The 21,989-nt window shown below is 62.2% G+C and carries 21 protein-coding genes; 8 read left to right on the forward strand and 13 right to left on the reverse strand.

The genetic code is table 11. The features are described 5' to 3' along the window. The 8 genes from copD to AC1DVE_RS20920 all read left to right on the forward strand — a co-directional run bounded on the left by copD (position 1) and on the right by AC1DVE_RS20920 (position 8,351). Positions 1-858, forward strand: coding sequence for a copper homeostasis membrane protein CopD (copD, locus tag AC1DVE_RS20885; RefSeq protein ID WP_223458160.1), 858 nt, complete (start codon positions 1-3; stop codon positions 856-858). A 156-nt stretch (positions 859-1,014) separates the two neighbouring features. Then, positions 1,015-2,310, forward strand: a complete 1,296-nt coding sequence (locus AC1DVE_RS20890; RefSeq protein ID WP_223458162.1) for an OprD family porin — start codon at positions 1,015-1,017, stop codon at positions 2,308-2,310. A gap of 193 nt (positions 2,311-2,503) precedes the next feature. Next, the gene (locus AC1DVE_RS20895; RefSeq protein WP_477784160.1) at positions 2,504-3,328 is read left to right on the forward strand and encodes an NAD-dependent epimerase/dehydratase family protein; all 825 of its coding nucleotides are present in this window, start codon (positions 2,504-2,506) and stop codon (positions 3,326-3,328) included. A gap of 52 nt (positions 3,329-3,380) precedes the next feature. Next, positions 3,381-4,268, forward strand: a complete 888-nt coding sequence (locus AC1DVE_RS20900) for an SMP-30/gluconolactonase/LRE family protein (protein ID WP_477784161.1) — start codon at positions 3,381-3,383, stop codon at positions 4,266-4,268. 78 nt (positions 4,269-4,346) lie between these two features. After that, the gene (locus AC1DVE_RS20905) at positions 4,347-5,318 is read left to right on the forward strand and encodes a TRAP transporter substrate-binding protein (protein WP_223458168.1); all 972 of its coding nucleotides are present in this window, start codon (positions 4,347-4,349) and stop codon (positions 5,316-5,318) included. 78 nt (positions 5,319-5,396) lie between these two features. Next, positions 5,397-5,924 (forward strand): TRAP transporter small permease, encoded by a 528-nt coding sequence (locus AC1DVE_RS20910; protein WP_223458170.1) that lies wholly within the window; start codon positions 5,397-5,399, stop codon positions 5,922-5,924. Continuing rightward, positions 5,925-7,205 (forward strand): TRAP transporter large permease, encoded by a 1,281-nt coding sequence (locus AC1DVE_RS20915; protein ID WP_223458172.1) that lies wholly within the window; start codon positions 5,925-5,927, stop codon positions 7,203-7,205. A 255-nt stretch (positions 7,206-7,460) separates the two neighbouring features. Next, a complete protein-coding gene (locus tag AC1DVE_RS20920; protein ID WP_477784162.1) occupies positions 7,461-8,351 on the forward strand; it encodes an aldose 1-epimerase in 891 nt (296 codons plus the stop codon). Here the strand turns inward: AC1DVE_RS20920 and AC1DVE_RS20925 are convergent. From AC1DVE_RS20925 to pedF, 13 genes are all read right to left on the reverse strand, one after another. Continuing rightward, positions 8,327-10,063, reverse strand: a complete 1,737-nt coding sequence (locus AC1DVE_RS20925; RefSeq protein WP_223461811.1) for a PAS domain-containing hybrid sensor histidine kinase/response regulator — start codon at positions 10,061-10,063, stop codon at positions 8,327-8,329. The two genes, AC1DVE_RS20920 and AC1DVE_RS20925, sit on opposite strands and share 25 nt — an antisense overlap. Then, positions 10,047-11,210: an alcohol dehydrogenase-like regulatory protein ErcA gene (ercA, locus tag AC1DVE_RS20930; RefSeq protein ID WP_223461809.1), complete on the reverse strand. Its 1,164-nt coding sequence runs from the start codon at positions 11,208-11,210 to the stop codon at positions 10,047-10,049. The genes AC1DVE_RS20925 and ercA overlap by 17 nt, the downstream gene beginning before the upstream one ends. Positions 11,211-11,384: 174 nt before the next feature. Beyond that, positions 11,385-12,527: a pyrroloquinoline quinone biosynthesis protein PqqE gene (gene pqqE / locus AC1DVE_RS20935; protein ID WP_223461807.1), complete on the reverse strand. Its 1,143-nt coding sequence runs from the start codon at positions 12,525-12,527 to the stop codon at positions 11,385-11,387. Further along, entirely contained in the window at positions 12,505-12,777 is a 273-nt protein-coding gene (gene pqqD, locus AC1DVE_RS20940) for a pyrroloquinoline quinone biosynthesis peptide chaperone PqqD (RefSeq protein WP_223461805.1), read from the reverse strand. The genes pqqE and pqqD overlap by 23 nt, the downstream gene beginning before the upstream one ends. Beyond that, positions 12,774-13,526: a pyrroloquinoline-quinone synthase PqqC gene (gene pqqC, locus AC1DVE_RS20945; protein ID WP_223461803.1), complete on the reverse strand. Its 753-nt coding sequence runs from the start codon at positions 13,524-13,526 to the stop codon at positions 12,774-12,776. Before pqqC ends, pqqD begins: the two co-directional genes overlap by 4 nt. A 141-nt stretch (positions 13,527-13,667) precedes the next feature. Next, complete coding sequence (gene pqqB / locus AC1DVE_RS20950) at positions 13,668-14,582, reverse strand: pyrroloquinoline quinone biosynthesis protein PqqB (RefSeq protein ID WP_223461801.1); 915 nt, start codon at positions 14,580-14,582, stop codon at positions 13,668-13,670. 55 nt (positions 14,583-14,637) lie between these two features. Then, entirely contained in the window at positions 14,638-14,709 is a 72-nt protein-coding gene (gene pqqA, locus AC1DVE_RS20955) for a pyrroloquinoline quinone precursor peptide PqqA (RefSeq protein WP_003253598.1), read from the reverse strand. Between the two features lie 192 nt (positions 14,710-14,901). Next, positions 14,902-16,422 (reverse strand): acetaldehyde dehydrogenase ExaC, encoded by a 1,521-nt coding sequence (gene exaC, locus AC1DVE_RS20960; RefSeq protein ID WP_046037291.1) that lies wholly within the window; start codon positions 16,420-16,422, stop codon positions 14,902-14,904. A 202-nt stretch (positions 16,423-16,624) separates the two neighbouring features. Then, positions 16,625-18,400, reverse strand: coding sequence for a PQQ-dependent methanol/ethanol family dehydrogenase (locus tag AC1DVE_RS20965; protein WP_110661132.1), 1,776 nt, complete (start codon positions 18,398-18,400; stop codon positions 16,625-16,627). Between the two features lie 289 nt (positions 18,401-18,689). Then, the gene (locus AC1DVE_RS20970) at positions 18,690-19,628 is read right to left on the reverse strand and encodes a quinoprotein relay system zinc metallohydrolase 1 (protein WP_223533915.1); all 939 of its coding nucleotides are present in this window, start codon (positions 19,626-19,628) and stop codon (positions 18,690-18,692) included. Between the two features lie 16 nt (positions 19,629-19,644). After that, on the reverse strand, positions 19,645-20,406 hold the full coding sequence (locus AC1DVE_RS20975; protein ID WP_223455969.1) for a quinoprotein dehydrogenase-associated SoxYZ-like carrier: 762 nt from the start codon (positions 20,404-20,406) through the stop codon (positions 19,645-19,647). Between the two features lie 10 nt (positions 20,407-20,416). Beyond that, positions 20,417-21,292 carry a substrate-binding periplasmic protein gene (locus AC1DVE_RS20980; protein ID WP_223455970.1) on the reverse strand — a complete coding sequence of 292 codons (876 nt, stop codon included), beginning with the start codon at positions 21,290-21,292 and terminating at the stop codon, positions 20,417-20,419. A gap of 3 nt (positions 21,293-21,295) precedes the next feature. Beyond that, positions 21,296-21,757, reverse strand: a complete 462-nt coding sequence (pedF, locus tag AC1DVE_RS20985; RefSeq protein WP_223455971.1) for a cytochrome c-550 PedF — start codon at positions 21,755-21,757, stop codon at positions 21,296-21,298. Positions 21,758-21,989 lie beyond the last annotated feature (232 nt).

Genomic DNA, 21,989 nt, shown 5'->3' on the forward strand with positions numbered 1-21,989 from the left:
ATGGCGAGCGCGCTGGTGCTGTGCCGCTTCCTGCATTTCATCGTGGTGTTGATGCTGTTCGGGGGCTGGGTGTTCAGGCCCTTGCTTGCAAATGGTGAAACCGCACTGGATCAGCGCCTGGCTCGGACCTGCCGTTGGCTGGCGGTGGTGGCGCTGGCCAGCGGGGTCTGCTGGTTGTTGCTGATTACCGCGAGCATGGCCGGCGCCTGGGACGCGGCCTTCGATCCGCCGACCCTGGGCCTGGTGCTGGGCAATACCTTTTTCGGTCAGGTCTGGCGCTGGCATCTGCTGGTCAACCTGCTGTTGCTGGCGCTGTTGCTGACACCACTGCGCGCCAGCCTTGCGCTGCGCCTGATCCTCAGCGGCCTGCTGCTGGCCACCCTGGCCCCGGTCGGCCACGGCGCCATGCTCGATGGCACCGCAGGCCAGTTGCTGATCCTCAATCAACTCATCCACTTGATCTGCGTGGGTGCCTGGCTCGGCGGCTTGATGCTGCTGGTGATGATTCTGCGTCAACCCGATGGGCATTCGATCCGCGGGATGTTGCAGCGCTTCAGTGGCATCGGTTACGGCCTGGTCGCGGGGTTGCTGATCACCGGTCTGATCAATGTGCGGGTGCTCACCGGGGCATTCTGGCCGACGCCGTTGTTCACCGGGTTCGCCTTGATCCTGTTGATCAAGGCCGTGCTGGTGACGGCGATGCTGGGCCTGGCGTTGTTCAATCGCTTGCGGATCAATGATTGCGAGCAGCGTCTGCAGACATTGCGCACCAGCGTGATGCTGGAGTGGATGCTGGGGCTTGGTGCAGTGGCGGCAGTCTCCCTACTGGGCACCCTGCCCCCGATGATTTCCAGCTGACAATCCGCTCCCACAGGTTCCTCGGATATCCCGAAGTCTGCGCCAGGTCATCGTATAACTTCCGATTGACAACCCACAAAAATCTCGCAAATATCGCCCCAATGTTGTACGACGACGTATAACAATAATAAAAACAATAAACAAGGGAGCGTCACAGTGAGCAAGCTCGTCCGCAATTCCTCCGCCCGTTCTTCGCGTCCAGACTTTGCCCGTCGTCTTACCCTGAGCCTGATCGGCTGCAGCGGCCTGACCCTCGTCCTGCCCATCACCTGCCAGGCCGAAGGTTTCACCGACGACGCCAAGGCCACGCTGAACCTGCGCAACGCCTACATCAACCGCAACTACACCAACCCGGCCTACCCCCAGGGCAAGGCTGAAGAGTGGACGCAAAACTTCATTCTCGATGCCCGCTCCGGGTTCACCCAGGGCACCGTGGGCTTCGGTGTCGATCTACTGGGCCTGTACTCGCAGAAGCTCGATGGCGGCAAAGGCACCGGCGGCACGCAGCTGTTGCCGATCCACGACGACGGCCGCCCCGCCGACAATTTCGGCCGGCTCGGCGTGGCGCTCAAAGGCAAAATCTCGAAAACCGAACTGAAGGTCGGTGAATGGATGCCGGTGTTGCCGATCCTGCGTTCCGACGATGGCCGCTCGCTGCCGCAGACCTTCCAGGGCGCTCAGGTGACCTCCACCGAAATCAGCGGCCTGACGCTCTACGGCGGTCAATTCCAGAAAAACAGCCCGCGTAACGACGCGAGCATGGAAGACATGTTCATGAACGGCAAAGCGGCGTTCACTTCGGACCGTTTCAACTTCGGCGCCGGTGAATATGCGTTCAATGAAAAGCGCACGCAGGTCGGCGTTTGGTACTCGGAACTCAGTGACATCTACCAGCAGCAATACTTCAACCTGATCCACAGCCAGCCCGTCGGCGACTGGACCCTGGGCGCCAACCTCGGCTACTTCATCGGCAAGGAAGACGGCAGCGCCAAGGCCGGTGACCTCGACAACAAGACCGCGTTCGCCCTGCTCTCGGCCAAATATGGCGGCAACACTTTCTACGTCGGCCTGCAAAAACTCACCGGTGACGACGTCTGGATGCGGGTCAACGGCACCAGCGGCGGCACCCTGGCCAACGACAGCTACAACTCCAGCTATGACAACGCCCGGGAAAAGTCCTGGCAAGTACGTCACGACTACAACTTCGTCGCCCTCGGCATTCCCGGCCTGACCCTGATGAACCGCTACATCAGCGGTGACAACGTGCACACCGGGAAAATTACCGACGGCGAGGAATGGGGTCGCGAATCGGAGCTGGCCTACACCGTTCAGAGTGGTGCGCTGAAAAACCTCAACGTGAAATGGCGTAATGCAACGATTCGCAAGAGCTTCAGTACCAACGAATTCGATGAGAACCGGATTTTCATCAGCTATCCCATCAGCCTGTTGTAAACACGAAACAACTGTGGGAGCGGGCTTGCTCGCTCCCACAGGAGGGTATTTCAGTTCAGCGAATAGGAACGACCCTCCGTCAATTTCCACCAATGTCGCGTTGACAAGAGCCAGAAACCCTAACGATACTCCCGCACAGTCATACGACAACCTACAACGATTCAATAACAACAACTGTTTGTCCAGGATTCCCATGACGACCACTGCAACCGCCCGCCCCCCTTTCAATCGCCTGCTGCTGACCGGCGCCGCCGGTGGCCTCGGGAAAATCCTGCGCGAAAGCCTGCGCCCCTACGCCAATGTGATTCGCCTGTCGGACATCGCCGACATCGCGCCGGCCATCGATGATCGCGAAGAAGTCGTGCCCTGCGATCTGGCCGACAAGCAGGCGGTGCATCAACTGGTAGAAGGCGTGGACGCGATCCTGCACTTCGGCGGCGTATCGACCGAGCGCTCGTTCGAAGAGATCCTCGGCGCCAACATCTGCGGCGTGTTCCACATCTACGAAGCCGCGCGCCGCCACGGGGTGAAGCGGGTGATCTTCGCCAGTTCCAACCATGTGATCGGCTTCTACAAGCAAAACGAGGTGATCGACGCCCACTCCCCTCGCCGCCCGGACAGTTACTACGGCTTGTCCAAGTCCTACGGCGAAGACATGGCCACCTTCTACTTCGACCGCTATGGCATCGAGACCGTCAGCGTGCGCATCGGCTCGTCGTTCCCGGAGCCGCACAACCGCCGGATGATGAGTACCTGGCTGAGCTTCGGCGACCTGACCCAACTGCTCGAGCGCGCCTTGTATACGCCGAATGTCGGCCACACCGTGGTCTATGGCATGTCCGACAACAAGGACATCTGGTGGGATAACCGCTATGCCACGACCCTCGGATTTGTCCCTCAGGACAGCTCCGAAGTGTTCCGCGAAAAAGTCGAAGCCCTGCCGATGCCAGCCGCCGATGATCCGGCGCGGCTCTATCAGGGTGGCGCCTTCTGCGCAGCTGGGCCGTTCGGTGACTGAGCCTTCGCGCGTTGCTTGATCCCCACAACAAAAACCAAGGGAATGAGTTGCCATGCAAGCCGAATTGATTGTCGACGCCCGCAACGCGGTCGGTGAAAGCCCGGTCTGGGTGCCTGAGGAAAACGCGCTGTACTGGGTCGATATTCCCGCCGGCGGTTTACAGCGCTGGAGTGCCGACACCGGGCAGGTGGATGCCTGGAAAACCCCGCAGATGCTCGCTTGCATCGCCCGTCACCGTGACGGCGGCTGGGTCGCCGGCATGGAGAGCGGGTTCTTCCGCCTGCATCCGCGCACCGACGGCAGCCTCGACAGTGAACGGCTGGCCCAGGTCGACCATGCCCGCGCCGACATGCGATTGAACGACGGCCGCTGCGATCGTCAGGGGCGTTTCTGGGCCGGCAGCATGGTGCTGAACATGGGCGCCAACGCCGCCGAGGGTATCTTGTATCGCTACAGCGCCGGGCAACGCGGGCCGCTCGATGCTCAACAAAAGGGTTTCCTGGTGCCCAACGGGCTGGGCTTCAGCCCGGACGGGCGCACCCTGTACCTGTCCGACTCCCATCCGCAAGTCCAGCAGATCTGGGCCTTCGACTACGACATCGACACCGGTACACCTTCGAATCGCCGCGTGTTCGTGGACATGAACCAATACGAAGGTCGCCCCGACGGCGCGGCGGTCGACGCCGATGGCTGCTACTGGATTTGCGCCAACGACGCAGGCTTGATCCACCGTTTTACCCCCGACGGCCGACTTGACCGTTCCCTCGCCGTACCGGTGAAAAAACCCACCATGTGCGCCTTCGGTGGCCCTCGACTGGACACGCTGTTCGTGACCTCGATCCGCCCCGGCGACGACCATGACCCGCAATCACTGGCCGGTGGCGTGTTCGCCCTCGACCCCGGCGTCAAAGGCTTACCCGAACCCCTGTTCAACGACTGACCCTTCTCGAAAGAAAAAGCGCTCCTGCTGCATCGCTGTGCCTTGAATAAAAAAACAATAAAACTGGAGACACCCCCCATGGACTTCAAACGCACCTTGCTCGCCGCCGCACTTCCATTCGCCTTCTCCCTCAGCGGTGCCGCCCAGGCACTGGAAATCAAATTCGCCGACATTCACCCCGCCGGTTACCCGACCGTGGTGGCTGAAGAGCAACTGGGCAAAACCCTGGTGGCCGACAGCAATGGCGCGCTGACCTTCAAGATGTTCGCCGGTGGCGTACTCGGCTCGGAAAAGGAAGTGGTCGAACAAGCCCAGGTCGGTGCTGTGCAGATGGCCCGGGTCAGCCTCGGCATCGTCGGGCCGGTGGTGCCGGACGTGAACGTGTTCAACATGCCGTTCGTGTTCCGTGACCAGGCGCATATGCGCAAGGTCATCGACGGCGCGGTCGGCGACGAAATCCTCGACAAGATCACCAACTCCGAATTCAACCTGGTCGCCCTGGCCTGGATGGACGGCGGCACGCGCAACCTCTACACCAAGAAACCGGTGCGCAGCCTGGAAGACCTCAAGGGCATGAAGATCCGCGTGCAAGGCAACCCGATGTTCATCGAAACCATCAACGCCATGGGCGGCAACGGCATCGCGATGGACACCGGCGAAATCTTCAGTGCCCTGCAGACCGGCGTGATCGACGGCGCGGAAAACAACCCGCCGACCCTGCTCGAACACAACCACTACCAGAACGCCAAGTTCTACAGCCTGACCGGTCACCTGATCCTGCCCGAGCCGATCGTGATGTCGAAAATCACCTGGGAAAAACTCACCCCCGAGCAGCAGGCCCTGGTGAAGAAAACCGCCAAGGCGGCCCAAGCCCAGGAACGCACCCTGTGGGATGCGAAATCGGCCAGCAGTGAAGAGAAACTCAAGGCCGCCGGCGTCGAGTTCATCACCGTCGACAAGAAACCTTTCTACGAGGCAACCGCCTCAATCCGCGAGAAATACGGCGCGCCTTACGCCGACCTGATCAAGCGCATCGAAGCCGTTCAGTAACCCTCCCTGCATTCAAGAAAGGCCCGGCGCCGCTGACGTTGGTGTACGTCAGTGCGCGCCCGGTTACGGTGGAAACCGATGAAGAATCTGCTGCTGCGTATCAACGACAGGATTTACATGGCCTGCATCTGGGTTGCTGGCCTGTCGGTCCTGGCCATTTCCCTGATGATCCCCTGGGGCGTTTTTGCCCGTTACGTCCTCGGCACCGGCTCCAGCTGGCCGGAGCCTACCGCCATTCTGCTGATGATGGTGTTCACTTTCATCGGCGCCGCCGCCAGCTACCGATCCGGTTCGCACATGGCGGTGGCGATGCTCACCGACCGTATGCCGCCGCACCTGCGCAAGGCCGCGGCCATTGTCGCGCAACTGTTGATGGCGACCATCTGCCTGTTCATGGCCATCTGGGGCAGCAAGCTGTGCATGTCCACCTGGAATCAGTTCATGAGCGCCCTGCCAACCCTGCGGGTGGGCATCACGTACATGCCGATTCCGGTGGGCGGCGTGCTGACGCTGGTGTTTGTCCTGGAAAAACTCTTGCTCGGTGACCAGAGCAACCGTCGGGTCGTGCGTTTCGACCTCGTTGAAGAAAACGAAGGGGCTGCCTGAATGGACGCTTTTATTCTGTTGGGCAGTTTTATCGCGTTGATCCTGATCGGCATGCCGGTCGCCTACGCCCTGGGGTTTGCCGCACTGATCGGCGCGTGGTGGATCGACATCCCGTTCCAGGCGCTGATGATTCAGGTGGCCGGGGGCGTGAACAAATTCTCCCTGCTGGCGATTCCGTTCTTCGTCCTGGCCGGCGCGATCATGGCCGAGGGCGGCATGTCCCGGCGCCTGGTGGCGTTCGCCGGGGTGCTGGTGGGCTTCGTGCGCGGCGGCTTGTCGCTGGTCAACATCATGGCCTCGACCTTCTTCGGCGCGATCTCCGGCTCCTCGGTGGCGGACACCGCCTCGGTCGGCTCGGTGTTGATTCCGGAAATGGAGCGCCGTGGCTATCCCCGGGAATTCGCCACGGCAGTGACTGTCAGCGGTTCGGTGCAAGCGCTGCTGACACCGCCCAGCCACAACTCGGTGCTCTATTCCCTGGCCGCCGGCGGCACGGTGTCGATTGCCTCGCTGTTCATGGCCGGTGTGGTGCCGGGCCTGTTGATGAGCGCGTGCCTGATGGTGCTGTGCCTGATCTTCGCGAAAAAGCGTGACTACCCCAAGGGTGAAGTCATTCCGATGCGCGAGGCGCTGAAGATCTGCGGCGAAGCGCTGTGGGGCCTGATGGCGATGGTGATCATCCTCGGCGGTATTCTGTCGGGTATTTTCACCGCCACCGAGTCGGCGGCGATAGCGGTGCTGTGGTCGTTCTTCGTGACCATGTTCATCTACCGCGACTACAAATGGAGCGAACTGCCCAAACTGATGCACCGCACCGTGCGGACGATTTCGATCGTGATGATCCTGATCGGCTTCGCCGCCAGCTTCGGCTACATCATGACCCTGATGCAGATTCCGGCGAAGATCACCACGCTGTTCCTGACCCTGTCGGACAACCGCTACGTGATCCTGATGTGCATCAACGTCATGCTGCTGTTGCTCGGTACGGTGATGGACATGGCGCCGCTGATCCTGATCCTCACGCCGATCCTGATGCCGGTGATCCTCGGCATAGGCGTGGACCCGGTGCAGTTCGGCATGATCATGCTGGTGAACCTGGGCATCGGCCTGATCACACCGCCGGTGGGTGCGGTCCTGTTCGTGGGGTCGGCGGTGGGCAAGGTCACTATCGAGTCCACTGTGAAGGCCCTGCTGCCGTTCTACGGCGTGCTGTTCCTGGTGCTGTTGGCTGTGACCTACATTCCGGCACTGTCGCTGTGGTTGCCGCATCTGGTGTTGTAAAAACCCTGACCAGCAAGCCCAGGGTCTTTAGTGCTGGGGGGCTTTTGTGGCGAGGGGGCTTGTCGGATCGCCGCACCGCCCCGTTGGGTCGCGCAGCGGCCCCCTGCAATTTATGAGGCACCACGAGTCGCTTGTATTTGCGACTGCTTCGCAGCCGAACGGGGCGGTGCGGCGATCCGACAAGCCCCCCCGCCACAAAAGCCCCCTCGCCACAGGGAACGGTGCAAGTCTCAAAAAATCACATGGCAGGTCAACATGTCGCTAACTCTGATCGAACTCAAAGACGAACTCACCCACCTCACCCTCGCCCCGGAACTCGGCGCCAGCATCGTCAACTGGACCGTGCGCAGCACCGGCCAGCCCTTGCTGCGACACGCCGATGAGTACGCCCTGAACACCGGCTTGCCCGGCAAACTCGGCTGCTTTCCCTTGATCCCCTGGTCCAACCGCATCGCCGATGGCGGTTTCGATTGTCCCGATGGTTGGCTGGCGTTGGCGCCCAACAGCCTCACCGATCCCCTGCCGATTCACGGCAGCGCCTGGCAGCAGCCGTGGGAGGTGGTTTCCCGGTCGGAAAATGAAGTGGTCTTGCAACTCGACAGCACAACCCCCTTCGCTTATCGCGCCCGGCAACGTTTCCATTTGAGCGCGGGCAAGCTGAGCATCGAAATGCACGTCACGCACCTGGCTGAACACGCTGCGTGGCATGGCCTGGGATTGCATCCGTATCTGCCGCGCACCGCGAACACCCGACTACAGGCGCCCGCCCGGCATGTGTGGTTGTGCGACGGGGCAAAACTGCCGACTGAACTCAGCGCGTTGCCGGTCGAGTGGGATTTCCAGCAACCGAAGGCATTGCCCGAATCGCTGGTAGACAACGGTTTTTGCGAATGGAACGGCCACTGCCTGATCGAGCAAGCGGATCTTGGGTACACGCTCGACTGCCAGGCCACCGGCAGCGATTACTACCTGCTCTACTGCCCCGTGGGCCTGGGTTTTTTCTGTATCGAACCGGTGAGCCACCCGGTCAACGCGCACCACCTGCCCGGTCGGCCGGGGTTGCGATTGCTGGAGCAGGGTCAAGCCACCGAACTGGGCTTCACCCTGCAGTATCGGCCGCTTCAGGCAGATGCCCCCAACAGTTGACTCAACACCGCTCGCAATTTGCCGGGCTTCACCGGTTTGTTCAGCAAGGGTGCGTTGAGCCGCTGCAACGCACGCCGACAATGATCGGTGCGGTCGGCGGTAATGATCACCGCTGGAATGTCCTGGTGGAAATGCTCGCGCAAATGTCGCACCACATCACAGCCAACCACCCCGTGATCGAGGTGATAGTCGGCGAGAATCAGTTCCGGCGCCTGCCCGCGTAGCGCCGCCAGCGCAGCCGCTTCATCGGTGGCGACCAGAACCTCGCAGCCCCACTGCCCGAGCAACGCGCTCATGCTTTCGAGAATGCTCACTTCGTTGTCGATCACCAGTAAACGGCGGCCCGGCAGCGGGTTGCCGGTGCCCGGTTGTGGCACCACCTGGCTCACGGGTAACGGAACCTCGTCGGATATCGGCACCTCGATGCTGAACATCGAACCCCGCCCCGGCAACGAGTACACGCCGATCTTATAGCCAAGGATCTTGGCGATGCGCTCGACAATCGCCAGCCCCAGACCCACGCCCTTGCGGTCGGCGGCGCGGCCGACGTCCAGTTGGTTGAACTCGAGGAAGATCGAATCGAGCCGGTCGGCGGCGATGCCACGCCCGGTGTCCCAGACCTCCAGGCGCAACATCTCGCCCCGACGCCTTGCCCCCAGCAGGATGCTGCCTTCATCGGTGTAGCGGCAGGCATTGCTGAGGAAGTTGCGCAGGATCCGCGTCATCAGGCGCAAGTCGGTGCTGATGGCGCAATCGGCCATGCGCACCCGCAGGTTCAAGCCGGCCGCCTGGGCGACGGACTGGAACTCCGACACCAGCGGCCCGAGCAGTTCGTCGAGGCGGTACGAGGCGATGTCCGGCTTGACCGCGGCCTGATCGAGCCGGGAAATGTCGAGCAGATCCGTCAGCAGGTCTTCGGCTCCTTCCAGGGCCTGGTGAGTGCGTTCCACCAGCAGCTGTTCGGCTTCCGGCAATTTGCGTTCGCGCAAGGTCGAAATCAGCAACCGCGCGGCGTTCAGCGGTTGCAGCAGGTCGTGGCTGGCGGCGGCGAGGTATTTGTCCTTGCTGTGATTGGCGGCCTCGGCGGCATCGCGGGCGTCGCGCAAGGCCCGGGCGATCTGTTTACGCTGGGTGATCTGCTGCTGAAGGTTACGGTTGGCCTCGAGCAACTCATCGGTGCGCGCGACGACGCGCTGCTCCAGTTCGTCATTGAGTTGCTGCAGGCGCCGCTGGGCCAGCTTGCGCTCGGTGATATCGGAGACGAACCCTTCCACCAGGCCTTCCTGGCCGGGCTTGAGCAGCAGGTTCATCAATACATCCAGGTGACTGCCGTCCTTGCGCCGCAAGCGGGTTTCATAGCCGTGCAGGCTGCGCTGGTGCCGGAGGATTTCACCGATGGTTTCCAGCTCCTGCGCGCCGTCGACGAACAGGGTGCTGGCCAGGTCAGTCAGGGAGAACAGCACCTCCTGCGGGTCCTGGTAGCCGAGCATGCGTGCCAGCGCCGGGTTGGCGGCGCGCATGCCATCGTGCAGGCTGGCCTGGAAGATCCCGTGCACCGCGTTTTCGAACAGCCACTTGTAGCGGTTACGCTCGGCTTCCAGATCGTCCAGGCGCGCGGCCAGTTCCGGGTAATGACTCTTGCGCGCCGAATGGCTGCCCAGCCCCAGCAGTCCGGCCAGGGCCCGTTGTTGCTCGTCAGAGGGCTTCGCCATAGACGACCTCGACATCACGCTGGCTGGATTCGCGCGGGTTGGTCAGGATGCACGGGTCGTGCATCGCATGCTGCGACAGGAACGGAATGTCCGAGGTCCTGACGCCATGCAAACCGAGGGTTTCGTGAAAGCCGATGGCGTGCTTGAGGGCGATCAGGTGTTCGACCAGGCGCCCGCAGATCTGCCGGTGATTCAGGCCTCGGCAGTCGATGCCGAAAGTCTCGGCGATCACCTTGAAGCGCTCCGGTGCCGAGTTGTAATTGAAGGCCACCACGTGTTCGACGAGTACCGCGTTGCACAGGCCGTGGGGCAGATCGAGAAAGCCGCCGAGGCTGTGGGACATGGCATGCACCGCACCGAGGATGGCGTTGGAAAACGCCAGCCCGGCCTGCATGCTGCCGAGCATGATCTTCTCGCGCAGGGCGATGTCGGTCGGGTTGGCGATCATTTGCACCAGGTTGCCATTGATCAGGCGCATCGCCTCCAGCGCATGGGGGTCGGTCAGTGGCCCGTGGCCGGTGGACACGAAGGCTTCGATGGCATGCACCAAGGCGTCGATGCCGGTACAGGCCGACAGGAACGGGTCCATGCTCAGGGTGGTTTCCGGGTCGATCAGCGAAACGTCCGGCACCACGGCCTTGCTGACGATGGAGAACTTCATGCGTTCCTGCTGGTTGGAAATGATCACGAATTGCGAGACGTCGGCCGAGGTGCCGGCAGTGGTCGGAATCAGGATCAGCGGCGGGCTGGGCACGCGGATGGTGTCCACGCCCTCGAAATCGAGAATGCTGCGGCCATGGGCGACGACGATGCCGATGCCTTTGCCGCAGTCCATCGGGCTGCCGCCACCGACGGCGACGATCACGTCGCAGTGGTTTTCCCGGTACATCTCGGCGCCGAGCATCACCTCTTCAACCCGTGGGTTGGGCGAGACATCGGAGTACAGGCAATACTGGATGCCCAGCGCTTGCAGGCTGGCCTCGACATCGGCGACCCAGCCAGCGGCAATCACACCGGGGTCACTGACCACCAGGACCTTGCGTGCGCCAAAGGTCTTGGCGTAATTGCCGACACTGTGCCGGCTACCGGCACCGAAGATGATTTCAGGGGAAACGAATTTGCGCAGCTGGTTGAGACTCTGGCTCATTGGAAAGCCTGTTTTTATTGTTTTGGAAGGTAGAAACCACACTAAACCATCCAGCTGTGAATGCAATCAGACCAATGGGTAGCACTGCCTGGGGTGTACTCACATTCGAACTCTCCGCAGATCCCCTGTGGGAGCGGCGGTGCGGCGATCCCACAGGGGATATGTGTCGCCAGACTAGCCGCGATAAATCAGCTGCGAAGCCTTCGCGTTACGCAGCGTCAGATGCTCCATCCCCAACCCCGGCGCCTCCGCTTCTTCGCGGGCCTTGAGGATCACGCCGTGGTGGGGCGACTTGCTGCACACCGGGTCGGCATTGCTGGCATCGCCAGTCAGCATGAAGGCCTGACAGCGGCAGCCGCCCAGGTCCTTGTGTTTTTCATCGCAGGAGCGGCATGGCTCCTTCATCCAGTCATCGCCGCGAAAACGATTGAAGCCGAACGAGTCGTTCCAAATGTGCGAGAGGCTGTGCTCGCGCACGTTGGGAAACTGCACCGGCAATTGCCGGGCGCTGTGGCAAGGCAAGGCCGTGCCGTCGGGAGTGATGTCGAGAAACAGGTTGGCCCAGCCGTTCATGCAGGTCTTGGGACGTTCCTCGTAGTAGTCCGGGGTGACGAAGATCAACTTGCACGGGTGGCCCTGGGCTTCAAGGCGTTCGCGGTACTCATTGGTGATGCGCTCGGCACGCTGCAATTGCTCGCGGGTGGGCAACAGACCGACGCGGTTGAGTTCGGCCCAGCCATAGAACTGGCAGGTGGCCAATTCGACGAAATCCGCTTCCAGCTCCAGGCACAACTCGATGATCTGCGCGATCCGGTCGATGTTGTGCCGATGGGTGACGAAGTTCAGCACCATCGGATAGCCCTGGGCTTTCACCGCTCGGGCCATGGCGAGTTTCTGCGCAAAGGCCTTGCGCGAACCGGCGAGCATGTTGTTCACCGCTTCGTCGGCGGCCTGGAAGCTGATCTGGATATGGTCCAGCCCGGCCACCTTGAAGTCGCGCACCTTCTGCTCGGTCAGGCCGATGCCGGAGGTGATCAGGTTGGTGTAGTAGCCCATGTCCCGGGCAGCCTTGATCAGTTCGGCAAGGTCCTGGCGAACCAACGGCTCGCCGCCGGAAAACCCCAGTTGCGCGGCGCCCATGTCCCGCGCTTCGCGGAATACGCGAATCCATTCTTCCGTGCTCAGCTCCTCGCCGTGCCGGGCAAAATCCAATGGATTGGAGCAATACGGGCATTGCAGCGGACAGCGGTAGGTCAGCTCGGCGAGCAGCCACAACGGCGGTCCGGGCAGCGTCTCACTCGATCCAGAATTGCGCATGGGCCACCTCCAGAAACGCCAGCACGTCTTCGTCGATCCCCGGTACCCCGGGAAAATTCGCGCTCAATCGATCAATGATCGCCGCCACGCTGCGCTGGCCATCCACCAGGGCGAGAATTTGTCCGGCACTGGCGTTGAGCTTGATCATGCCTTCGGGGTACAGCAGCACATGGCAGTCCTGACGGGGCTCCCATTGCAGACGAAAACCGCGACGCAAGGCCGGTGACTGCTGGCGATCGATCAGGCTCACAGGGCGATCCCCCGATGCCAGACGTTGTCGCCGGTGACCGTGTGATACGGCGGGCGCGCAAGCTCGTAGGCCATGCTCATGGCATCGAGCATGCTCCACAGCACGTCGAGCTTGAACTGCAGGATCTCCAGCATGCGTTGTTGCCCCTGGGCCGTCACGTAGTGCGCCAGGGTGATGCGCAAGCCATGCTCGACATCGCGCCGCGCCTGGCTCAGGCGCGTGCGGAAATAGTCGTAGCCAGCAGCGTCGATCCACGGGTAATGGGTCGGCCAGGCATCGAGTCGCGATTGATGGATCTGTGGCGCAAAGAGTTCGGTCAGCGAACTGCTGGCCGCTTCCTGCCAGCAGGCGCGACGGGCGAAATTGACGTAGGCGTCCACGGCAAATCGCACGCCGGGCAGCACCAATTCCTGGGACAAAATCTGCTCGCGATCCAGCCCCACCGCTTCGCCCAGTCGCAGCCAGGCTTCGATACCGCCCTCGCTGCCGGGGACGCCGTCGTGGTCGAGAATCCGTTGCAGCCACTCCCGGCGCACGTCGCGGTCCGGGCAGTTGGCGAGAATCGCGGCGTCCTTCAGGGGGATGTTGACCTGATAATAGAAGCGATTGGCGACCCAGCCCTGGATCTGCTCGCGGCTGGCGCGGCCGGCGTACATGGCTTGGTGGAAGGGATGATGGATGTGGTAGTAGGCGCCCTTGGCACGCAGGGCGGCTTCGAATTCACTGGGGGTCATTGCATTGTCAGTCATTGCGGTTCTCCGGGAAGTTCTGCGGCGTCTGGTCCGGCCTCTTCGCGGGCAAGCCCGCTCCCACAATGGATTCGCGGCAAACACCAAACCCTGTGGGAGCGGCGGTGCGGCGATCCGACTTGCCCGCGAAGGCGTCCTTCGCTACAGCTCAATACTCATGCCGTCGTAAGCCACCTCGATCCCCCGCCGTTCCAGCAGCGCCCGCTCGGCCGAGTCTTCATCAAGGATCGGATTGGTGTTGTTGATGTGGATCAGTACCTTGCGCTGGCGGTTGAAACCCTCCAGCACTTCAAGCATCCCGCCGGGGCCGCTTTGTGGGAGGTGCCCCATTTCGCTGCCCAGGCTCTGGCCGACTTCGCAGATACGCATCTCGTCGTCGCGCCACAGGGTGCCGTCCAGCAGCAGGCAATCGGCACGCTGCATCCAGCCCAGCACTTCATCGTCGATCCGGCCAAGGCCCGGTGCATAGAACAGCGAAGCACCGTTGCGCAGGTCTTCAATGAACAAGCCAATGGTGTCGCCCGGTTGCGGGTTGCCGCGATTAGGCGAATACGGCGGTGCGTTGCTCACCAGGGGAATCCCGCGAAATTGCAAATACTCGCAGGCCGGGATGCTGAACGGCTGGCGATCGAGGCCGACCGGTTGCCATTGCAATCCGCCGTTCCAATGCTCAAGCATGTTGAACAACGGGAAACCACTGCTCAGGTCCTGATGCACGCGCTCGGTGCACCACACCGCATGCGGACAGCCTTCGCGCAGGCTGAGCAAACCGGTGCAATGGTCGATCTGGCTGTCCAGCAGCACGATGCCGGCGATGGCGCTGTCACGCAGGCGCCGCGCCGGTTGCAGTGGCGCAAAACTCTCGAGTTGCGCGCGAATGTCCGGTGACGCGTTGCACAGCACCCACTCCACACCGTCGTCACTCAGGGCAATCGACGACTGCGTACGGCGCTGTGCCCGCAGGCTGCCATGGCGCACACCGGCGCACTGGCGGCAGTTGCAATTCCACTGTGGAAAACCACCGCCAGCGGCGGAACCGAGAACGCGGATGTGCATGGCGGATGCTCCAGAAGGCAGGCCCGGCCAACGCATCGGCTGGCCGGGTGGTCAATCAACGATTGGCGAAATACATCGTCACTTCGAAGCCAATGCGCAGATCGGTAAACGCGGGTTTAGTCCACATGGGTCATTCCTCTTCTTGTGCCCGGGTGATTCCGGTAGAGCCATTAATGCACGGCGCGATGAGGGCCCGAATGCTACTTTCGAAGGAGTTTGCGGGGTGATTTGGTAGGGGGTGTTGCGCAAATTTCCGGAACCCCACATACCCATGTGGGAGCAAGCCCGCTCCCACAGGTTATGCGTCGTGTTTAAGGAATCAGAAGAACCCCAGCGGATTGATGTCGTAGCTCACCAGCAGGTTTTTGGTCTGTTGGTAGTGATCGAGCATCATCTTGTGATTCTCCCGACCGACGCCGGACTTCTTGTAGCCACCGAACGCCGCGTGCGCCGGGTACAGGTGGTAGCAGTTGGTCCACACGCGCCCGGCCTTGATCGCCCGGCCCATGCGGTAGGCGCGATTGATGTCGCGGGTCCAGAGGCCGGCGCCGAGGCCGAACTCGCTGTCGTTGGCAATCGCCAGGGCTTCGGCTTCGTCCTTAAAGGTGGTGATACCCACCACCGGGCCGAAGATTTCTTCCTGGAACACACGCATCTTGTTGTGGCCCTTGAGCAGGGTCGGCTGGATGTAGTAACCGCTGGACAGGTCGCCCTCCAGACGTTCGGCCGCGCCGCCGGTGAGCAGCTCGGCGCCCTCCTCCTGGGCAATGGTCAGGTACGAGAGGATCTTGTCGTATTGCTGCTCGGACGCCTGGGCGCCGACCATGGTCTCGGTGTCCAGCGGGTTGCCGCGCTTGATCTTGACGATCTTCTTCATCACCTCGGCCATGAACGGCTCGTAGATCGACTCCTGGACCAGCGCCCGGGACGGGCAGGTGCAGACTTCGCCCTGGTTGAAGAACGCCAGCACCAGGCCTTCGGCGGCTTTTTCGATGAACGCCGGTTCCGCATTCATGATGTCTTCGAAGAAGATGTTCGGCGATTTGCCGCCCAGTTCCACGGTGCTCGGAATGATGTTCTCGGCGGCGCAATGCATGATGTGCGCGCCCACCGGGGTCGAGCCGGTGAAGGCGATCTTGGCGATGCGCTTGCTGGTGGCCAAGGCCTCGCCAGCTTCGCGACCGAAGCCCTGGACGATGTTCAGCACGCCCGCTGGCAGCAGGTCGGCGATGAGCTCGGCGAAGACCATGATCGACAGCGGCGTTTGCTCGGCAGGCTTGAGTACGATGCAGTTGCCTGCAGCGAGGGCCGGGGCGAGTTTCCAGGCGGCCATCAGCAGTGGGAAGTTCCACGGAATGATCTGCCCGACCACGCCCAGGGGCTCATGGAAGTGATAGGCCGTGGTCAACTCATTGATCTCCGCAGCCCCGCCTTCCTGGGCGCGGATGCAGCCGGCGAAGTAACGGAAGTGGTCGGCCGCCAGCGGCACGTCGGCGTTCAGGGTTTCGCGCACGGCCTTGCCGTTGTCCCAGGTTTCGGTGACGGCCAGCACCTCTAGGTTCTGCTCGATGCGGTCAGCGATTTTCAGCAGCACCAGGGAGCGGTCCTGGGCCGAGGTCTTGCCCCAGGCATCCGCTGCGGCATGCGCGGCGTCGAGGGCCTTGTCGATGTCGGCGGCGCTGGAGCGCGGGAATTCGGCGATCACTTCACCGTTGACCGGCGAGGTGTTGGTGAAGTACTCGCCATTGATCGGGGCAACGAACTCGCCACCGATGAAGTTGCCGTAGCGCGGTTTGAAGGTAATGACGGCGCCTGGGGTTCCGGGTTGTGCGTAGATCATGGTAGGCCTCTGTCTGGGTCGATGCCTGTCGTACTGACAGGCGATGAGCCGATACTAGAGAGCCCCGCGTGCCAGACGAATGCATCGTTGGCAGGAGGGGCTCTCGTTATTTGGTCGTAGATTTCACACAACCTAATGTGGGAGCGGGCTTGCTCGCGAAGGCGGCGGGTCGGTCAGCATGCAAGCCCGCTCCCACAAGGGATCAGTGCTTGGCGACGAGGTCCTTGGGCAGCTTGAAGGTCCAGAGCATGCCGCCCTGGTTGAAGTCCTTGATGCGCTTGGCCACTTCGCCGCCCCACAGCGGTACCGCGCCGCCCCAGCCGGAGAGCACCGAGACGTACTGTTCGCCGTCCATTTCCCAGGTGATGGGCGAGCCGAGCACGCCGGAACCGGTCTGGAACTCCCAGACCTTTTCGCCGGTCTTGGCGTTGAAAGCCTGCAGGAAGCCTTCAGGTGTGCCGGTGAACACCAGGTTGCCCTTGGTGGTCAGCACCCCGCCCCACAGCGGCGCGTAGTTCTTGTGGCGCCAGACTTCCTTGCCGGTTTTCGGATCGATGGCCCGCAGCACACCGATGTAGTCTTCGTTCAACGGCTTGATGGTGAAGCCGGCGCCGAGGAATGCCGCGCCTTTCTTGTAGGCGATGCCTTCGTTCCAGATGTCCATGCCCCATTCGTTGGACGGCACATAGAACAGCCCGGTGTCCTGGTTGTAAGCCATCGGCATCCAGTTTTTCGCGCCGAGGAACGCCGGCGCTACGAAGACCGAGCTGCCCTTGACTTCGGATCCCGGGGCGCCGGGACGGCTGGCTTCGTTGTAGATCGGCCGGCCGTTCTTATCCAGGCCGGTGGCCCAGGTGATCTTGTCCACGAACGGGAAGCCACGGATGAATTTGCCGTTGGTACGATCCAGTACGTAGAAGAAACCGTTACGGTCGGCAGTGGCCGCCGCCTTGATCTCCTTGCCGCCTTCGCTGTAGTTGAACGACACCAGCTCGTTCACGCCGTCGTAGTCCCAACCGTCGTGGGGCGTGCTCTGGAAGTGCCACTTGATGGTGCCGTCGTCCGGGTTGAGCGCCAGGCGCGATGAGGAGTAGAGGTTGTCGCCAGGGCGCAGGTGCGAGTTCCACGGTGCCGGGTTGCCGGTACCGAACAGCAGCAGGTTGGTTTCCGGGTCGTAATAGCCGCCCAGCCAAGGGGCCGCGCCGCCGGTTTTCCAGAGATCGCCCGGCCAGGTCTTGCCCGCCTCGCCGCCGGAGATGCCGTTTTCCACCGCTTTGCCATCCTTGTAGACGTAGCCCATATGGCCTTCGACCGTCGGCCGGGTCCACAGCAGATCACCGTTTTTCGGGTCGTAGGCCTCGATCTTGCCCACCACGCCGAACTCGCCGCCGGCCACGCCGGTAATCAGCTTGCCGTTGATCACCAGCGGCGCGGCGCTGATCGAGTAGCCTTCCTTGTGGTCGGCGACTTTCTTGCTCCACACCACCTTGCCGGTGTCCTTGTTCAACGCCACGAGCTTGGCGTCGAGGGTGCCGAAAATCACCAGGTCGCCATACAGCGCGACGCCACGGTTGATCACGTCGCAGCAGGGGCGGATGTCATCGGGCAGGCGTGCATCGTATTGCCAGAGTTTCTTGCCGGTGCGTGCATCCACGGCGAACACCCGGGAGTAGGAACCGGTCATGTACATCACGCCGTCCTTGACCATCGGCTGCGCTTGCTGGCCACGCTGTTTTTCACCGCCAAAGGAAAACGCCCAGGCCGGGCGCAGCTCCTTGACGTTGTCGACGTTGAGAATATCCAGCGGGCTGTAGCGCTGCCCCTGAACGCCGAGGCCGTTGGTCACGACCTGTTCCGGGTTCTTCGGGTCCTGGAGAATGTCCTGGTCGGAAACCCCGGCCAATGCCTGGCCGGACAACAGCATGGCACTGAGCAGCAGGCTCAAGACGAAGGGCTGGCGACGTGCGGGTTGGGTCATGACGGCTTCCTCTGCAGTTTTTGTTATGCCCGGGAAATTTTCCCGGTCTGGTGCAGATTCTTGGGCGCCGCCGCCCTGGCAACAATTGCCCGCAATGAGGAGATTGCTAGTTCCTTGGTACAGGGTGGGAGGAGATGAGCAGCGGATTTTGTGCCTGATGAAAGTCCCCTGTGGGAGCGGGCTTGCTCGCGAAGAGGCCGGCACATTCGACATCGATGTCGCCTGACACTCCGCCTTCGCGAGCAAGTCGAATCGTCGCACCGCCGCTCCCACATTAGATCGGGGTGGGTCAGTTATTTGCGTTGGAATCCACCCGCGTCATCCGCTCGCGCTCGTAACGCGGGTACAAATGACTGATGCTGCGGATCAGTTCATAACGGCTCAGGTTGATCCCGGCGAAGCGTTCGGGGATGGGGCTGCGGATCATCTCGGCCATGTCGCTGCCATTGGCGGCGCCGTCGCGCATCAGCTGATCGAGCCAGGTCAGGTAATCGCGCATTTGCTCGAAGGGTTGTGGATCGCTCGACACCGGCCCATGGCCCGGTACGACCAGCGTCCAGGGCAAGCCTTGCAGGGTCGCGATGTCCGCCAGCCACACCGACAGCCCTGGACTGTTGGGCGTGGTCAGCGCCCGCTGATAAAACACCAGGTCCCCGGCAAACAACACGCCGGTTTGCTGGTCGAGAATAGCCAGATCCGCGCCCGTATGCCCACCCAGGCTCAGCAGACGCAGATCGTGATTCCCAAAACTTTTCACGCCGGGTGTCAGCGTCTGCGTGGGCAGCACCACTTCGGTGCCACGCATCCAGTCGCCAACCATCCGGTACATATTCTCGGCCATGGCATCGCCTTGCTGTTGCAGCAGCTCGGTGGTGCCGGCCAGGGCGCCAATCGGCACGTCGCTGAAAGCTTGGTTGCCCAGCACATGGTCCGGGTGGTGATGGGTCAGCAAGACCTCGATCACCGGCTTGTCGGTAGTGGCGGCAATGGCCTTGCGCATCGCTTCGCCGTACCGCCGGGACGGCCCGGTGTCGATCACCACCACTCCGCGTTCGGTGACGATGAACGCGGTATTGACGATGTTGCCGCCGTTGGCCTTGGCGAAATTATCCGTGCTGCCTTCCAGCAGCCAGGTGTCCTGGGCGATCTGCCGGGGCTTGAGTGAGTATTCGAGATCGGCCAGGGCCGGCAGACTGACGCTTAACACCATCAACAGGATCCAGCGCATGCCACGCTCCTTGAGATCAGGGGATCGACGCATCGAACTCATTGCCGCTGTTGTCCCGTAGCAGCAGGCGCGTTTGCCCTGCCCCTTCAATGTCGAAGGCCAGGTTGGGGTTTTCGCTGACTGCGGGAAACAGCTCCAGCCGGGCCAGTACTTGCTCGTTGTGGTCGCGCAGCTCGGCATGGTTGATGAAGAATTCCGGAATGCCGCTGACCATGCCGTTGTCCATGGGATGGGCCACCTGCAACCGCAAGCGGCTGAATTCACCCCGGGGATAGCGCCCGCCGAGCACTTCGCCGATGTGCTCCTCCCAGCCCGGTTGAGTCCGCACCACGCTCGGCGCGGTGCAGCCGCCACCGGCGGCGTCGATCAGGGTCGAACCGACATGCCACAACCCGTCACGGGTCAACACCGCCGCGCGCAAGGGCGTGGCCTGTTCGATGCGAATGCGCAACGACAGCCAGGGCAAAACCGAATCCAGCGGCTGGAAGTCGATGATTTTCGGCAACGGGTTCAGCTCTGCCCAGGCGAGGATTTTCACCACCTCGCCCTTGAACGCCCGGGCGTCGATTTCCAGCGGCACCTGCCGGGCATCTTCGGCAAACGGCGGCGCCAGCAACTTGACTCGCTCATCGAAAACGAACGGCGCATTGCCCAGAAACTGCTGCTGATAGAAGGCCCACATCACCGATGGCACCGGGTCCTTGCCAGGATCGATAGCGCCAGCCTGTGCCGCCAGGCTCAACCAGCAAGCCAACAGACAACTCCCTCGCCATTTCATCGCCTGCTCCTTATTGATACATCTCGGGCACGTCGTATTGCAGGCCGTAATGGCCGTAGATGGTCTTCACCGAACCCTCGCGGATCAGGCTTTCCAGAGCCTCTTCCACGGCATAGGCCAGTTGCCGGTTGCTTTCGTGCACCGCCATGCCGATTTCCCAGAGCTGCTTGCCCATGTTCGGGTAGGCATTTTCTGCCAGCGCCACTTGCGGGTCGGCCGCTTCGTGAACTTGCCAGTCGATTTCGCCGCGCATGGCCATCACCGCGTCGACCTCGCCGGCCTTCATCGCGGCAAACGCCTGGGGCACGCCGGGATAGTGATGGGTCTTGCCGGCGAGCATGCCGTTGAACACCGAGGTCAGGTAGAACGACGGCACGCTGTCGACTTCGACACCAATCGGGTGCTGCTCGAACACCGCGACGCTGGCGACCTTGTCCAGCCGCCGGCGGTCATAGGCCACCTGCCATTGCTCGTTCTGGTACGGACCGAACATCACCACTTGGCCGTTGACCAGTTCGCCGAACTCGTTGCGCTTCTGCGCGTAGTCACGGTCATAAGGCACGCGCATCATCAGGTCGGCCAGTTGCTGGTTGTGCAAGGCACTGGCACGCCAGATGTAATCGCGCAGGTCGTCATCGAGCTTTTCCCCGGCCGGTGCCCAGATCAGTGTCAGACGCACGCCGAGCGCCTTGGCCAGGGCTTCGGCGAGTTCGACATCGACGCCCTGGGGCTTTCCGGCGCTTTCAAAGCTGTAGGGGGCGAAGTCCTTGTAGACCGCCACCTTCAGCTCCCCGGCGGCGATCATTTCGTCGTAGTTGCGAACCTGCGCCTGCGCCGCCTGGCAGCACAGCCACAGAGCGCTGATCAACACCGCGAGCAGGCGCATGGGTCACTCCTCGACGTGCACAGAGTCCAGATAAGTGCGCACCGCCCACAGGGCTTCCTGGCTCAGGTAGTCGGCCATCTTCGGCATGTACACCCGACCGTCGCGCACGGCGCCATGGCGCACCCGTTCGGCGAACCATTCATCGCCCGCCTCACCGACATCGAGCATGCGCAAGTCAGGGGCGATACCGCCGGACTTGGCTTCCAGGCCATGACAGGCCGCGCAGTTCTGGGTGTAGGCCGAGGCACCGATTTCCACTGCCTTGTCGTGTTCCGCAGCGGTGCGATACGGGTTCACCGCGGCCCAGCCATCGGCATCGAGTTGCACACCGGCGTCCTTGATCGGGGTCAGCCCCGGGGTGGCCACGGCCTGTGGCACCACGTTGCCGTGGGCCCAGACGGAACCTGCGCTGATCAAACTGGCCAATAGCCCGGTCACGAGCAAGGCGTTGCGTTTTGTTGTCATTGTTATGCCCTCTGGATTGCACGCAAAACCTCTTGGCAGAGGCTATGGCAGCCATCTTAGAAAGCCCTGCGCCCAGACCCCATGCTGCTTTGGTGGTCGCCGCCTACTCCCTTGGTCGTAAGGCAATCGGTGGACACGGGACGCGGGCCGTGGTTGCCCATGCCAGAACCGCGCCGTGCGTGGCGGGCTACTACCTTGGTACTGGCCCTTCGGTACTTTCTGCATATTTTCA

This window comes from Pseudomonas sp. P4_B4, assembly GCF_056402255.1.

Coding starts and splice junctions, on each gene's coding strand:
- AC1DVE_RS20925 (WP_223461811.1), bottom strand. CDS start 10,063: ATGGCGAAGCCCTCTGACGAGCAACAACGGGCCCTGGCCGGACTGCTG.
- exaC (WP_046037291.1), bottom strand. CDS start 16,422: ATGATCTACGCACAACCCGGAACCCCAGGCGCCGTCATTACCTTCAAA.
- AC1DVE_RS20965 (WP_110661132.1), bottom strand. CDS start 18,400: ATGACCCAACCCGCACGTCGCCAGCCCTTCGTCTTGAGCCTGCTGCTC.
- AC1DVE_RS20920 (WP_477784162.1), top strand. CDS start 7,461: ATGTCGCTAACTCTGATCGAACTCAAAGACGAACTCACCCACCTCACC.
- AC1DVE_RS20975 (WP_223455969.1), bottom strand. CDS start 20,406: ATGAAATGGCGAGGGAGTTGTCTGTTGGCTTGCTGGTTGAGCCTGGCG.
- AC1DVE_RS20980 (WP_223455970.1), bottom strand. CDS start 21,292: ATGCGCCTGCTCGCGGTGTTGATCAGCGCTCTGTGGCTGTGCTGCCAG.
- AC1DVE_RS20900 (WP_477784161.1), top strand. CDS start 3,381: ATGCAAGCCGAATTGATTGTCGACGCCCGCAACGCGGTCGGTGAAAGC.
- copD (WP_223458160.1), top strand. CDS start 1: ATGGCGAGCGCGCTGGTGCTGTGCCGCTTCCTGCATTTCATCGTGGTG.
- pqqE (WP_223461807.1), bottom strand. CDS start 12,527: ATGCGCAATTCTGGATCGAGTGAGACGCTGCCCGGACCGCCGTTGTGG.
- AC1DVE_RS20905 (WP_223458168.1), top strand. CDS start 4,347: ATGGACTTCAAACGCACCTTGCTCGCCGCCGCACTTCCATTCGCCTTC.
- AC1DVE_RS20915 (WP_223458172.1), top strand. CDS start 5,925: ATGGACGCTTTTATTCTGTTGGGCAGTTTTATCGCGTTGATCCTGATC.
- pqqB (WP_223461801.1), bottom strand. CDS start 14,582: ATGCACATCCGCGTTCTCGGTTCCGCCGCTGGCGGTGGTTTTCCACAG.
- pedF (WP_223455971.1), bottom strand. CDS start 21,757: ATGACAACAAAACGCAACGCCTTGCTCGTGACCGGGCTATTGGCCAGT.
- AC1DVE_RS20970 (WP_223533915.1), bottom strand. CDS start 19,628: ATGCGCTGGATCCTGTTGATGGTGTTAAGCGTCAGTCTGCCGGCCCTG.
- AC1DVE_RS20910 (WP_223458170.1), top strand. CDS start 5,397: ATGAAGAATCTGCTGCTGCGTATCAACGACAGGATTTACATGGCCTGC.
- pqqC (WP_223461803.1), bottom strand. CDS start 13,526: ATGACTGACAATGCAATGACCCCCAGTGAATTCGAAGCCGCCCTGCGT.
- AC1DVE_RS20895 (WP_477784160.1), top strand. CDS start 2,504: ATGACGACCACTGCAACCGCCCGCCCCCCTTTCAATCGCCTGCTGCTG.
- ercA (WP_223461809.1), bottom strand. CDS start 11,210: ATGAGCCAGAGTCTCAACCAGCTGCGCAAATTCGTTTCCCCTGAAATC.